Source organism: Corynebacterium limaceinasi (genome assembly GCF_046717465.1).
Classification (GTDB): Bacteria; Actinomycetota; Actinomycetes; order Mycobacteriales; family Mycobacteriaceae; genus Corynebacterium.
Genome location: NZ_CP177100.1, coordinates 1110676 through 1123366 on the forward strand (window position 1 = coordinate 1110676; position 12691 = coordinate 1123366).

At 59.3% G+C, this 12691-nt stretch carries 13 protein-coding genes and 1 pseudogene; 11 read left to right on the forward strand and 3 right to left on the reverse strand.

The window, feature by feature from the left end; genetic code table 11:
- Nucleotides 1-6 precede the first annotated feature (6 nt).
- The 8 genes from ACLI1Q_RS05490 to ACLI1Q_RS05525 are packed head-to-tail and all read left to right on the forward strand — an operon-like array spanning nucleotide 7 to nucleotide 6932.
- Nucleotides 7-315: an MTH1187 family thiamine-binding protein gene (locus tag ACLI1Q_RS05490; RefSeq protein ID WP_034653892.1), complete on the forward strand. Its 309-nt coding sequence runs from the start codon at nucleotides 7-9 to the stop codon at nucleotides 313-315.
- Nucleotides 315-1232 carry a tetratricopeptide repeat protein gene (locus tag ACLI1Q_RS05495; RefSeq protein WP_239267747.1) on the forward strand — a complete coding sequence of 306 codons (918 nt, stop codon included), beginning with the start codon at nucleotides 315-317 and terminating at the stop codon, nucleotides 1230-1232. Before ACLI1Q_RS05490 ends, ACLI1Q_RS05495 begins: the two co-directional genes overlap by 1 nt.
- A 50-nt stretch (nucleotides 1233-1282) precedes the next feature.
- Nucleotides 1283-2101 (forward strand): ABC transporter ATP-binding protein, encoded by an 819-nt coding sequence (locus ACLI1Q_RS05500; protein WP_239267745.1) that lies wholly within the window; start codon nucleotides 1283-1285, stop codon nucleotides 2099-2101.
- A complete protein-coding gene (locus ACLI1Q_RS05505; RefSeq protein ID WP_411697132.1) occupies nucleotides 2101-2928 on the forward strand; it encodes an NUDIX hydrolase in 828 nt (275 codons plus the stop codon). Before ACLI1Q_RS05500 ends, ACLI1Q_RS05505 begins: the two co-directional genes overlap by 1 nt.
- Nucleotides 2925-4058: a class I SAM-dependent methyltransferase gene (locus tag ACLI1Q_RS05510; RefSeq protein WP_239267742.1), complete on the forward strand. Its 1134-nt coding sequence runs from the start codon at nucleotides 2925-2927 to the stop codon at nucleotides 4056-4058. The genes ACLI1Q_RS05505 and ACLI1Q_RS05510 overlap by 4 nt, the downstream gene beginning before the upstream one ends.
- Before the next feature lie 26 nt (nucleotides 4059-4084).
- Nucleotides 4085-4867, forward strand: coding sequence for an electron transfer flavoprotein subunit beta/FixA family protein (locus ACLI1Q_RS05515; RefSeq protein WP_239275318.1), 783 nt, complete (start codon nucleotides 4085-4087; stop codon nucleotides 4865-4867).
- 8 nt (nucleotides 4868-4875) lie between these two features.
- Nucleotides 4876-5817, forward strand: coding sequence for an electron transfer flavoprotein subunit alpha/FixB family protein (locus tag ACLI1Q_RS05520; RefSeq protein WP_239267739.1), 942 nt, complete (start codon nucleotides 4876-4878; stop codon nucleotides 5815-5817).
- Complete coding sequence (locus ACLI1Q_RS05525; protein WP_239267737.1) at nucleotides 5817-6932, forward strand: cysteine desulfurase family protein; 1116 nt, start codon at nucleotides 5817-5819, stop codon at nucleotides 6930-6932. The genes ACLI1Q_RS05520 and ACLI1Q_RS05525 overlap by 1 nt, the downstream gene beginning before the upstream one ends.
- Here ACLI1Q_RS05525 and ACLI1Q_RS05530 read toward each other — a convergent pair.
- Nucleotides 6929-8107 (reverse strand): HNH endonuclease signature motif containing protein, encoded by a 1179-nt coding sequence (locus ACLI1Q_RS05530; RefSeq protein WP_284610942.1) that lies wholly within the window; start codon nucleotides 8105-8107, stop codon nucleotides 6929-6931. The two genes, ACLI1Q_RS05525 and ACLI1Q_RS05530, sit on opposite strands and share 4 nt — an antisense overlap.
- A gap of 206 nt (nucleotides 8108-8313) precedes the next feature.
- On the opposite strand from ACLI1Q_RS05530, the gene ACLI1Q_RS05535 reads away from it, so the two are divergent.
- Entirely contained in the window at nucleotides 8314-9477 is a 1164-nt protein-coding gene (locus tag ACLI1Q_RS05535; RefSeq protein WP_239267733.1) for a glycoside hydrolase family 25 protein, read from the forward strand.
- Here ACLI1Q_RS05535 and ACLI1Q_RS05540 read toward each other — a convergent pair.
- Nucleotides 9458-10294 (reverse strand): annotated as a pseudogene (locus ACLI1Q_RS05540) (spermidine synthase). The gene ACLI1Q_RS05535 and the pseudogene ACLI1Q_RS05540 overlap by 20 nt on opposite strands.
- Nucleotides 10295-10391: 97 nt before the next feature.
- Here ACLI1Q_RS05540 and mnmA point away from each other — a divergent pair.
- The gene (gene mnmA, locus ACLI1Q_RS05545) at nucleotides 10392-11477 is read left to right on the forward strand and encodes a tRNA 2-thiouridine(34) synthase MnmA (protein ID WP_239267729.1); all 1086 of its coding nucleotides are present in this window, start codon (nucleotides 10392-10394) and stop codon (nucleotides 11475-11477) included.
- Entirely contained in the window at nucleotides 11478-12395 is a 918-nt protein-coding gene (locus ACLI1Q_RS05550) for a methionine synthase (protein WP_411697133.1), read from the forward strand. It abuts the gene before it with no gap.
- On the opposite strand, the gene ACLI1Q_RS05555 is transcribed toward ACLI1Q_RS05550, so the two are convergent.
- On the reverse strand, nucleotides 12392-12682 hold the full coding sequence (locus tag ACLI1Q_RS05555) for a hypothetical protein (RefSeq protein ID WP_239267725.1): 291 nt from the start codon (nucleotides 12680-12682) through the stop codon (nucleotides 12392-12394). The genes ACLI1Q_RS05550 and ACLI1Q_RS05555 overlap by 4 nt on opposite strands.
- Nucleotides 12683-12691 lie beyond the last annotated feature (9 nt).

The window sequence follows — 12691 nt, forward strand, 5'->3', positions numbered from 1 at the left end:
GCGGGCATGATTGTTGCATTTTCAGTAGCACCCGCAGTGGTGGATAATGACTCCGGCGAGATGGCTGATGCCGTGGCGGAGGCGGTCCGCGTGGTGCGGGAATCCGGCCTGCCCAATGAAACCAACGCCATGTTTACCCTTGTAGAAGGCGAGTGGGACGAGGTTTTCGGCACTATTAAGAAAGCCACCGAAGCCGTGCGTGCGGTATCACCGCGCACCTCATTGGTTATTAAGGCCGATATCCGCGAAGGCGTGACGAATCAATTGACAGATAAAGTAGACGCCGTGAATCGTCGTTTAGCTAAGGAGGATTAATGACTTCTGCGAATAATGCTTATGTAGGCGGTGCCCTCGATCTCAGCCAGGTCAAGGCGCGTGCGGAAGCCCGCCAGCAGGCGCAAGAGCAGCCACAGTCTAACGGAGTCCAGCCATTTTTTACCGTCACCGAGGCGAATTTCGAGACCGAGGTGGTGCGCCGCTCCACCGAGGTTCCAGTAGTCGTCCTCATTGGCACCTCGCGCTCTACCCAGTCCGACCAGCTGAAGCAGGACCTGCAGGAATTAGCCGCGGCGGGAAACCTTAGCTTCCTCGTAGGCTACGTGGATGCGGACGCCACTCCACAGGTCGCGCAGGCCTTCGGCGTGAAGAACCTGCCTACCGTGGTAGCCATTGGCGCAGGCCAACCGCTGACCAATTTCGAGGGAGCCCAACCGAAGGAGGCCCTTAAGCAGTGGCTGGATAGCTTGGTAGAAAACGTCGGACCGCAGCTTAAGGGGCTTGAGCCCGCACCGGCCGCAGCGGAGGAGGAAGAAGAGGACGACCCTCGCCTGCAAGAGGCAGAATCCTTCCTGAACTCCGGCGATTTCGACGGCGCGATTAAGGTCTACGAATCCATCTTGGAAGCGGAACCGGATAATACGCAGATTAAGCAGGCGCGGGACACAACGAAGCTTCTCAAGCGGTTGGATCCGGCAAACCAAACCGAGGACCCGATTGCTGCTGCGGATGGGGATAAGGGGGACATCGACAAGCAGATGCGTGCCGCCGATGCCGAAGTCGTCGCAGGTGCCCCAGAAAAGGCCTTCGACCGCCTCATCGAGGCCATGAAGGTTACCGCCGGCGATGAGAAGGCCCAGCTCAGGGAACGCCTACTTGAGCTCTTTGGCCTTTTTGCAGGTAATGACCCGCGCGTTCTTGAAGCGCGCACGAAGCTGGCAAGCGCGCTGTATTAAAGTCGGCGGAGCTGTGTCAATTACTGCGGGTGGTGAATAGATCAGTCACAATGGAAGGCGTGAACGACGTAACCCCAACTGATCAAGACTGGCTCATCGACTTCCGTGGCGTGGAGCTTCGCCGCGGTGGCAAGCACTTGGTAGGGCCCGTGGACTGGCAGGTCGAGCTCGATGAACGCTGGGTCATCATCGGGCCGAATGGCGCCGGAAAGACCTCCTTGGTGCGCATGGCGGCCGCGGAGGAATTTCCCTCCAAGGGCACGGCCTTTTTGATGGGCGAGCAAATTGGCAAGACCGATATGCGTGACCTGCGCGCGCTGATTGGTCTGTCCTCCGCCGCCGTGCAATCGCGCATTCCCGCGGATGAGCGGGTCTATGACCTCGTCATTTCTGCCGGTTACGCGGTCTTGGGCCGGTGGCGCGAAGAATACCAAGACATGGACTTTTCCCGCGCCGATGACATCTTGGCCCAGGTTGGCGCTAGCCACTTAAAGGACCGTACGTGGACGACGCTTTCGGAAGGTGAGAAGAAGCGCGTCATCCTCGCCCGCGCCTTGATGTCCAACCCGGAGCTGCTCATCTTGGATGAGCCTTCTGCTGGCATGGACCTTGGCGGGCGCGAAGATCTCGTGGGATACTTGGGCGATCTCGCGATGGATCCGGATGCCCCGGCCATCGTCATGATTACCCACCACGTGGAAGAAATCCCGTACGGCTTTACCCACGCGATGCTTCTGGATGAAGGAAAAGTGGTAGCAAAAGGTCTCATTAACTCCGTGCTGACCTCGGAGAACCTATCCCAGGCCTTCCACCAACCCATTCAGGTAGATCGTATTGGGCAGCGATACTTTGCCCGCCGGATATCTTAATGAACAACCAGATTCATGACCGGCTCGATGCGATCGACGCCAGCGATACCACCGGGTTTAACGGTGGGCGCATGGCGGCGACCGTGCTCTTGCTTCGCGATGGCCACGACGGGCTCGAGGTCTGGGTCCAAGAACGCGTGAGCACCATGCGTAACTACCCGGGCCATGCCGTATTCCCTGGCGGTGGGGTAGACCCGCGCGATTTCCCACCGCGTTCGTGGGATTCCGGTGATTTGTGGGCTGGAAAGTCCGTTGTGGCTATGGCTCGGCGGATGGGCGTGACCAAGTACAAAGCCCACGCCCTCGTCTTCGCCGCGGCCCGCGAGCTCTTCGAGGAATCCGGTACCTTGTTTGCGATCCGGGATGACGGCACGATTTCTAATGCGCGCCGGTATCACCGCGAGCGCAGGCTCCTAGAAAGCCACACCATCTCCTTTACCGAGTTCCTTAGTAATAACGGGATGCGCGTCGATGCCGATATGCTCCTCCCATGGGCCCGGTGGGTAGGGCAAAGCAAAAACCATTGGTTCGATACATTTTTCTTCGTTGGCCTGCTTCCGAGCGGGCAGGAGCCGGACGGGGACACTCACGAAGCAGATGATGCCGGATGGTTTTCGCCGCAGCTCATCCTAGAGGGCTGGCGGGCCGGACTCGTCCGCCTCGTAGTTCCTACATGGGCGCAAATGCAACGGTTATGCAAGTACTCCACCGTCCAAGAGGTGCTTGATGATGCCTCCTCGTCCGACCTTCGCCCCGTCATCGGCGAGCCCCGCGATGACCCGCAGTATGCGGAATATTTCGCCACCACCCCTACAGAGCGCATATGAGTTTTAACCTCGATGAAGTCCGTTTCTTAAGCGAGCACAACGCCGAACTGGCTAGCTTGGACTTGGATCTGAGCAAGGCTTCGCAGCTGAAGGATCTAGAAAAGCTGAAAGCAGCCTACGGCGATTATGCGCGCTGCGCCATGGAGCTACTCACAGCCCGGCGGGGCGGAAAGCTGCCCGAGACCTGGCTTATGGATGCCGATTCCGCGCAGCAAGCCACCCCGCTGTCGGTTGCGCGCTATCGCTCAGAATTCCTGCAGCACCAGGGAATGCGCACCGTCCACGATGTCACGTGTTCCATCGGTACCGAAGGCTATGGATCGAGCCTTGACTACTTCGGTTCCGATATCGATGCCTCCCGCCTTGCCATGGCCCGGCATAATTTGGCTTCTAACGCGTTCTTTCAAGCAGATGCACTCACCACCACCTCTACCGCGGACGTCATTATCGCCGATCCCGCCCGTAGGAAGGCGGGGCGGCGGATTTCTCGCCCGGAGGATTTGCTGCCACCGCTACCGGACCTGATCGCCGCGCACAGGGACGCACACGTGGCCATTAAGTGCGCACCCGGCCTTGATTTTAGTGACTGGGACGGATTGGTCACCGTCAGCAGCGTCAATGGGGCAGTTAAGGAAGCGTGCCTCTACACACCAGGCCTCGGAACGGGCAAGCAGGCAGTGATGATTCAGGGGGAGTCAGTTGACGTCCTCACGGATGAAGAGCAGAACCTGCCAGACGCTGGCGCAATCGGCACCTACCTCATTGATCCAGATGGGGCAGTGGTGCGTGCTGGACTCGTGCAGCACTATGCGGCGCGCGAGGGGTTGTGGCAGATCGATCCGCGAATTGCGTACCTGACGGGCGAGCGCATTCCGCAGGGGACGTCGGGATTTCCATTCATAGAAAAGGTCCCCCTAAAGCGCCTAAAATCTGTACTAAAGGCCTATGATGCAGGAATCCTAGAAATCCTTGTGCGCGGCGTCGATGTTGACCCTGACCAGCTAAGGAAACAGATGAAGCTGAAAGGATCGCGGTCTTTCGCGGTCATCATTACGCGAATTGGCTCACAGGGTATCGCGTTGCTTTGCCAACCCCGAGTATTATCGTCCGAAGATAATTACGCAATATAAATCTATCGGAAAGGTGAGTGCCCCCAATGCCAACGATTGTGGCTCTGGTCAAGCATGTACCGGATACGTGGTCCACCAAATCTTTGGAGGATGACCATACCCTGGATCGCACCTCCGTGGACAACATCATTGATGAGATTAATGAATACTCCGTGGAACAGGCGTTGCGCCTGCGCGATGAAAATCCGGATGAAAACTACCGTGTTGTGGCTTTAACGATGGGCCCCGCACAAGCAGATGAGGCCCTCCGCAAGGCGCTTGCGATGGGTGCAGATGACGCGGTCCTCGTTTCCGATGACGCCCTAGCCGGCGCCGATGCACTGTCTACCGCGTGGACCCTGAACGCAGCGATTAACACGCTAGAGGATGTCCAATTGATCACCTTGGGCAATGAGGCTTCCGATGCCTCGACCGGAACGCTCGCGGGACTGCTCGCTGAATACCGCCAGCTGCCCGCCTTGACCGAGCTGCAACAGGTGGAACTTTCGGGCGGCGCGGTAAAAGGTAGCCGCGAGGACGCCCGCGGAACCTGGGTGCTCGAGGCCGCCCTTCCTGCGATTATTTCCGTCACCGATAAGGCGGATAAGCCGCGCTTCCCCAACTTCAAGGGGCTCATGGCTGCAAAGAAGGCGGAGATCACCACTCTGAGCGTGGCGGACCTGGGCATTGATGCCATTGCGCCCACCACGACCGTTACCGAATCCTCCAAGCGCCCGCCGCGAACGGCCGGCGAGGTTATCTCTGAGCCGCAGCCGCAGGATGCTGCGAAGAAGATTGCTGACTTCCTAGCCGCAAAGAACTTGATTTAGGAGTAGAAATGTCTCACGTTTACGTACTTGTTGAACACGATGCAGACAGCATTCTCCCCGTTACCGGTGAGCTCATTACCGCCGCACGCGAATTGGGGACGGTGTCTGCGGTGGTCGTCGGCAAGCAGGCAGATGCCTTCGATGCCGAGCTAGCCGCCCTCGGCGCCGCCCAGGTGGTGCAGGCAACGGCGGAGGATTATGACCAGCGCCTGGTGACCCCTGAGGTAGATGCCTTGCACGCCCTGGGCGCAGCCAATCCGGCGCCAATCGTCCTGGCCGCCAGCCCGACGAATAACGAGATTGCGGGCCGCCTGTCCGCTCGCCTGGCTTCCGGCGCGCTCGCGAATGTGGATTCCATCAAGGCGGATGGCTCTGCAACCATGACCATTTTCGGTGGCACCTACGAGACCACCTCGCAGGCTTCCGGCAGCTGCCCGATCTATACCCTGCAGCCCGGCTCGGTTGCGGCGGATCCTCAGCAGGTGGAAGCCCAGCCAGCCTCCATGCCGCTGCCTGCGACAACCGAGAAGGATGTCAAGGTTAATTCCTTTACTCCCGCTGAGAAGTCCGCTCGTCCCGAGCTCACCGCAGCCAAGGTCGTGGTCTCCGGCGGCCGCGGCGTGGGCGATAACTTCGCCGAGATCGTCGAGCCGCTTGCCGATGCCCTCGGTGGCGCCGTCGGTGCCACCCGCGACGCCGTCGATGAAGGCTTCTACGATGCCACCCACCAGGTGGGCCAGACTGGCGTGACCGTGTCGCCAGATCTCTACATTGGCCTGGGCATTTCCGGTGCCATTCAGCACACCTCGGGCATGCAGACCTCCGGCACCATCGTGGTGGTCAACCAGGACCAGGATGAGCCGTTCTTCCAGATCGCAGATCTCGGCGTTGTCGGCGACCTGCACGAAATTGCCCCAGCCCTGACCGAGGAATTGAAGGCACGCCAGTAATGCCGCACTATTTCGACTACGCAGCAACCCAGCCGATGCGCCAATCCGCCATCGACGCATGGGTTGCCGCCTCCGGCTCGCTTAACTCCAGCGCCCAGTACGCCTCTGGCCGCAGGGCACGCTCCGTGCTTGACGATGCCCGCGAGAAAGTCGCCTCCCTCCTTGGGTGCGAACCCATCGAGGTCGTCTTTACCTCCTCTGGCACCGAGGCGGATAACATCGCTATCCAGGGCCTTTATGCGGCGGGAAACACCAACCGCATCATCTCGACGGATATTGAGCACCCAGCCGTGCGCGATACCGTTGGCAAGCTTGCCCAAGCCGGCGCCACCGTGGACCTACTCCCCGTGGACCGCAGCGGGCATATTAGCGATGGGGGCGCCTTCGCGGAGCCTGCCGATCTTGCCACCTGCATGTGGGCCAATAACGAAACCGGGGCGATTCAGCCAATCGAGGAGCTTGCCTCCCTCGCGCAACAATCCGGTATTCCCATGCACGTGGATGCTGTGCAGGTAGCGGGCAAGCTGCCCATCAATTTCGCGGAGTTGGGCATCACAACGCTCGCCGCCAGCGCCCACAAGTTTGGCGGCCCGCGCGGCATCGGCGTGCTATTAGCCAAGCGCACCCCAGCGCCGCAGCCGATTTCCTATGGCGGCGGCCAAGAGCGTGGACTACGCCCAGGCACCGTGGACGTCGCCAGCGCCTCGGCGCTCGCCGCTGCCTTGGAAGAGTCGATTGCCGAAAGCGCTGCCGAGGGCGAGCGCATCGCTGGACTCCGGAACAAGCTGCGGGATCGGATCCTTTCTTCCATTGACAACGTCGTGGTGAATTCCACCGAGCCATGCTTGCCGTCGCACCTACACGTTTCTTTCCCCGGCACTGATGGCGACAGCCTCATCATGCTGCTGGATTCGCTGCAGATTGAGGCATCGACTGGCAGTGCCTGCAGCGCAGGCGTCAACCGCATGTCCCACGTGCTTTCTGCAATGGGTGTCAGCGAGGATGAAGGAATTGGATCCCTCCGGTTTACCTTGGGGCGCCTTACCTCCGAAGACGATGTGGATTACATGCTCGCGCACTTGCCAGATGTTGTTGCTCGGGCCCGCACGGTTTAGGTATCAGCCCTTTCTTTGGCAGCATTGCGCCGCGCGGCGATTGCCTGGGCAACGGTGAGCGCCCAGTTCTTATTCTTCGCCGCTAGCGGCCCCTGCGGTTCGTCGTATTCCCACCGCCCGTCTTGGAAGAGCCAGATAATGTCTCCGCTGTGCGGATCCATGATGTAAAAGGCGCTTTTATCCGTTTTTACATTGTGATGGTGCTGGCACAACGAGGCCAAATTTCCCGCCGTTGTTTTTCCTCCCTCTGAGAAATCGATCCGGTGGTCCTTCTGGCACCTGTAGGCCGGGCGGTTGCATCCAGGCCAGCGGCACACACCATCGCGACCTTCCACATAGGCACCGATGAGCGGCGGCGTGGAGTAGGCCGGGCTTACCCTTGTTTCCGCCTGGTCCATATCCCGTGTCGTAGTCGGGGTTAGCCGGTCTGCGGTATCAGGGTGTACCCATCCATAGCCCTGGATAAAACCGGGAGCCGCTTTTATATCGCTGGCGCGGTACATATATAGATGCACCTGAGATTTATCTTCGACGGTTCCGAGGATCAGCTGGGCTAGGGCATCGGCCTTGCTGATTCCGTGTTCTTCCGCCGTGCGCTGAACAACCTCGTCAATGAGGATGAGCGCGTCTTCGTCGAACTCTACGTTTAACCCTGCTCGTCCGCCCGCGGTGGGGTAGATGAAATAGGATTCATTTCGCGCGTCCTCTTCCTCGGGCTCCTTGTCTCCCGTAGAGTCCGGGGATTCCATCGTGATGAGCCCATTGAGCTTTCGACGCAGGGCAGCGTTCGATGGAAAACTTTGGCCCGGCTTTGTGGGAGTGAGGTACTTTTCTAATTCTGCGTCTATGCGCTGAAGGATGCGGCTGTCTACCTCGCCAAGTTTGCTCAAGACCGCATCGATGGTGATAAGCCGAGAGAAGTCGAGGAAGTAGTGGGTTTCCTGCAGCAGTTGGGTGCGCGGCAACTCTTCTAAGCGGTACAGGGCCATGGTGATATCCCTCGTGCGCCGCTCGCTTAAGCCGGTGCGACCCGCTAAGATATGGCACGAGATATCGAAATCGTCTTCTAGGCTTGGTTTAATTTCCTTCCAGAGTCGGTAGTCGGACTTTCTATTGCAGGTGGCACTAACCGCGATGTCATCGTGTGGGTCAGTGATGAGGTAGTAGGGTTCCACGGCGATTATCCCCCGAATTTCGCACTAAGTTTCTAATTTCCATAGCTTCACCATAAGCCACCCACTCAACCCCCGCAAGCCGAAAAGCGAATATCTGTTCTAGATGGTACATTTTCAACGAAATTGTCTACGCGAGTGAAAAATTTGTCTCCAAGGTGCGTGTGTTGCAAATGTGGTTAGTGTGAATGATTGTTAGACTCTCGCGCATGACAACTATGAGGGCACTCCGCAAGAGCATCATCGCGGTTATCGCTGCAGTTGCAGTCACGGTAAGCGGGACCGCTGCCGCACAGGCAGCATTGGGAACCAGCGCACCAAAAGGTATCGATATTGCTGCCCACCAGCACCCAGGTGGCATGCCTATTGACTGGAATAAGGTGAAATCTGACGGCCAGTCCTTCGCCTTTGTTAAGGCAACTGAGGGTGGAGACTGGATTAACCCGCACTACGTCAAGGATATTCAAGCCGCCAATGTGCACGGCCTGAAGACCGGCGCATACCACTATGCGCGCCCAGCTGGCGATGCGAAGACGCAGGCCGCAAACTTTGCCACGCAGATTGCGTTGGCGCCGAACCAGACGTTGCCGCCGGTGCTTGATATCGAGGTCTCCGAAGGCAAGTCGGCCTCCCAGCTGGAGAGCTGGATCGAGGAATTTACCTCCGAGCTCAAACGCCTGACCAACCGCACCCCAATGATTTATACCTACAAGTACTTCTGGATGGGCGAGATGAATAACTCCCAGAAGTTCTCCAATATGCCACTGTGGTTGGCGGCATACCAGGATGAAGCCCCGGATCCAGTGGGTGGGTGGCAGAACCTGTCCTTCTGGCAGCGATCCGGATCGGGCAAGGTCGCTGGTATTCCTACCGACGTGGACATGAACCTCTTTAATGGCTCGAAGCAGCAGCTAGAGTCTTTTAGCGGCGGCAATTACATCGATATTGGCGGCGCGCTCGATAGCCTCGTCCTCGACGATGGTGTGGACCTGAGCTCCGATAGCACGCCGCTGATTGGTGCAATCTTCGCCCTTGCGGCTGGTCTCATCGCAATGCCCCAGTTTGCCGATGCCGCCAAAGACGCCGGGCTCGATGCCCAGGCTGCTGAGGGCCTGGCAGATTTTGTGAAGACCTTGGAAGACGAGGACGCTCTACCTCTCAAGCAACTTGGCAAGATGGCGGTTGGTGACTTCACCGTGGGCGACTTGGCGATGCTGCTAGAAAACGCTGGCCATGTCAATGGCGTCGACAAGGGCGAGGTCTCCGGCTCTCAAGTCGAAGAAGCTAAGGATGCGGCGAAGAAGGCGGGTGCTGATGTGCCGGACTTCGATGCTGATCAAGTAGCTGACTTGCTCAATCGCGTGCTGAAGTAGCTCCTGCAAAGAATTTACGGGTCCAGTTTTCATCCTTAAAGTGTGCGGGAACGGCCCCACCTAAGAGTGCCTTTGCCAGCTGAGCGGCTTGGACCGAGCCCTCAGCTGGCAGTTCTGTATCTGAGGCCAGCAAGATGATATTTCCATACCGGCGCCCTTTGAGCATGGGTGGGTCGGCGATGACGGCGAGGTGGTCGAAGACCTCAGAGAGCCCGGCTAATTCTTGCTTCGCCAGCTGGAGGTCCGAGTGATCGCCGCAGTTGGCCACGTAGAGGCCGCCGGCTGAAAGAGATGACTTCACCGCGCGGAAAAACTCCACCGTAGTCAGGCTTTTCGGGGTTTTATCCCCAGCGAATACATCGCGGATAATGATATCGCGGCTAGCGGGCAGAAAACCTTCGGTCTCTTTTCGGGCATCGCCGGGGCGGATTTTGACGGTGGGGGAACGGGGGACATCGAAAAGCTCGCGGACTAATTCGCCCAGTTTGGCATCGAGCTCGACTACTGTATGGCGGCTGTCCGGCCACAGGTCGGCGAAGTAGCGCGGGAGTGAGCAGCCGGCCCCACCGAGGTGGGTAACACGCAACTTATTAGGCGAGACCGTATTAAGCTGCTCTACCGCAGCTGCGATCTAACGCATGTATTCAAAGTCGAGTTCCTGCGGCTCGCCCAGCACGATATGGCTGCTAGGAACGCCATTGACGTTAAGGATATAGGCTCCGTCGCGGAATTCATCCGGCACAACCTCGGCGGTACCGGTGGAGATCTCGTAGGTGCCGGTAATGCTTGAGCTGTTCGCGGCTCGCTTTCTACCCATGGGGTTCAAGCTTAGGGAATGGAATCGATTTAAGCTGCGTTGGGGCAAGGGAGTACACTTTCGGGCCTGTAGTCGAGGTATTTAAAAGGGGAATGCAATGCGAGTATTGGTAGCAATGTCTGGCGGCGTGGACTCATCTGTCGCCGCCGCCCGCGCGGTGGAGGCTGGCCACGATGTCGTCGGCGTGCACCTGGCGCTGCACAAGGACGCGCAGCAAACGCGTGAAAAGGCCCGCGGCTGCTGCTCGCTGGAGGATTCCGCCGATGCCCGCCGCATTTGCGATAAGTTGGGCATTCCGTTTTATGTCTGGGACTTTTCGGAGGAATTCAAGGAAGAGGTCATCACGGACTTCGTGGATTCTTATGCTCGCGGTGAAACCCCGAATCCCTGCCTGCGCTGCAATGAGAAGATTAAATTCCGCGCATTGCTGCAAAAGGGCATGGCCCTAGGCTTTGATGCCGTTGCGACCGGACACTACGCCACGCTTGATGATGACGGTTATATGCGCCGCTCAAAGGATGAGAATAAGGACCAGTCTTATGTGCTCGGCGTCATTTCTGCCGAGGAGCTGGAGCACTGCTTTTTCCCCATCGGTGACACCCCCAAGCCGCAGATCCGCGAAGAGGCTGCGGCGCACGGTTTCTCCACGGCGAAGAAGCCGGATTCTTACGACATCTGCTTCATTCCAGACGGCAATACCCAGCAGTTCTTGGGATCGCGCATCGGGCTTCGCCCCGGCATGATCGTGGACCAAGAGGGCACGGAGCTTAAGGAACATGATGGCGCGTGGAACTACACCATCGGCCAGCGCAAGGGCTTGGACATTAAAGCTCCAGCTGCTGATGGCCGCCCGCGCTACGTCACCGATATCGATGCTGCATCGGGCACGGTGACCGTCGGCGCGCGCGAGGACCTAGCGGTCACCGCCATCCGTGCCGATCGCCTGAAGTACCTGCACCCTGGCATGGACGGCGACTTTGAGTGCGAGGTGCAGGTTCGCGCGCACGGTTCTGTCGTGCCGTGCATCGCCCACGTGGACCGCGCCGCGGATTCGATGCGCCTGGAGCTCGAGGAGCCGCTGTCCGGCGTTGCCCGTGGACAGGCCGCGGTGCTGTACCTGCCTTCCCCCGATGACCTCGGCGATATCGTCATCGGTTCTGGCACCATCTGCGAGACCGTGTAAATGACCGGATTCGCACTCGGCCCCATGCCCGGCACGTCCATGGCGGAGGCAGCGGACATCATCATTGGCGAGACCGAGCTCCCCGCCATCCCGCAGCTGCCGGAACGCGGGCTGGGCTCCGATTCGGTAGGGCGCACCGCCAGCATGCTCGAGGCCATCACCATTGACTGCGGGCCCCGTTCCTGGCGCATGACGGCTCGGCCCCAGCTGCTTACCCGACGCGCGTGGGATCGCCTCGAGCGCGACCTCGATGAGGTGCAGCAGGTCTGGGGTGAGACCGTCCCTCGCATCAAGGTGCAGGCGCTTGGCCCATGGTCGCTGGCGGCCAGCATCGAGCTTGCCGATGGCCACCGCGTCCTCACCGATCCCGGTGCCTTTGCAGAGCTTTCCGATGCCCTGCTGCACGGCATCCGCACCCACGCCGCCGACGTCGCACGCCGCTTCCACGGCGAGGTCGTGGTGCAACTGGATGAGCCGCTGCTTGCCGATGTCATCGCCGGCCGCATTCCAGGAACCACCGACTTTGATTCGATCCCCGCCGTCCCTGATGAGGCGGCACTCGAGACCCTCCTGCGGTTTGAGGCGGATTATCTCCATGCTCCGCCGCTGTGGTCGGTGGCTGGGGCCGTGAAGACATTCCTCGTTGATGCGCGCTACCGCGACCGTCTATCTACCCCGGAGCATTTCGATGGGATGGGCGAGCACCTGTCCGAAGGCCGCCGAGTCGGCGTTCCACTTTCCGGCACCAACGCGCAGGACGAGGCGATTTCGCTTGCCCGCCACCTGGACCGCATTGGCATGCCGCGTGAGCTGCTCGTGGACCACTTTGATGTGTTTCCGGCTCGGGCATCGGCAAGCTCATTGCACTCTGTAACCGAGACCGCCGCGATCCTCACCCGCGATGCGGGCGACCTTTAAGCAGCTCGCCCAAGGCTATCTGTCTTCGGAGACTTTTCACTGCGGTCTGTGTATATACACCAGGCGACGGCGCCCATGTGTAGGGAGCAAGCGGTTACGAGGACATACCACCAGCCATAATTGACTAGGCTGTACCACGGAGCGGCGTTACCAACGAAGGCGATCATGGCGATGCTGACAATCGCCGACGTGATAAGCATCCCCGAGGAAGGTGGTTTCTTGAGCGCTTTCCACGTTCCCCAGATTTCGGATGCTGTGATGGCGGCAAAGATTAGGGTGGTAATCATTTTAATTCC

Bases quoted from the DNA above. Each gene is read 5' to 3' on its own strand.
- ACLI1Q_RS05490 (WP_034653892.1), top strand. From the start codon at position 7: ATGATTGTTGCATTTTCAGTAGCACCCGCAGTGGTGGATAATGACTCC.
- ACLI1Q_RS05495 (WP_239267747.1), top strand. From the start codon at position 315: ATGACTTCTGCGAATAATGCTTATGTAGGCGGTGCCCTCGATCTCAGC.
- ACLI1Q_RS05500 (WP_239267745.1), top strand. From the start codon at position 1,283: ATGGAAGGCGTGAACGACGTAACCCCAACTGATCAAGACTGGCTCATC.
- ACLI1Q_RS05505 (WP_411697132.1), top strand. From the start codon at position 2,101: ATGAACAACCAGATTCATGACCGGCTCGATGCGATCGACGCCAGCGAT.
- ACLI1Q_RS05510 (WP_239267742.1), top strand. From the start codon at position 2,925: ATGAGTTTTAACCTCGATGAAGTCCGTTTCTTAAGCGAGCACAACGCC.
- ACLI1Q_RS05515 (WP_239275318.1), top strand. From the start codon at position 4,085: ATGCCAACGATTGTGGCTCTGGTCAAGCATGTACCGGATACGTGGTCC.
- ACLI1Q_RS05520 (WP_239267739.1), top strand. From the start codon at position 4,876: ATGTCTCACGTTTACGTACTTGTTGAACACGATGCAGACAGCATTCTC.
- ACLI1Q_RS05525 (WP_239267737.1), top strand. From the start codon at position 5,817: ATGCCGCACTATTTCGACTACGCAGCAACCCAGCCGATGCGCCAATCC.
- ACLI1Q_RS05535 (WP_239267733.1), top strand. From the start codon at position 8,314: ATGACAACTATGAGGGCACTCCGCAAGAGCATCATCGCGGTTATCGCT.
- mnmA (WP_239267729.1), top strand. From the start codon at position 10,392: ATGCGAGTATTGGTAGCAATGTCTGGCGGCGTGGACTCATCTGTCGCC.
- ACLI1Q_RS05550 (WP_411697133.1), top strand. From the start codon at position 11,478: ATGACCGGATTCGCACTCGGCCCCATGCCCGGCACGTCCATGGCGGAG.
- ACLI1Q_RS05555 (WP_239267725.1), bottom strand. From the start codon at position 12,682: ATGATTACCACCCTAATCTTTGCCGCCATCACAGCATCCGAAATCTGG.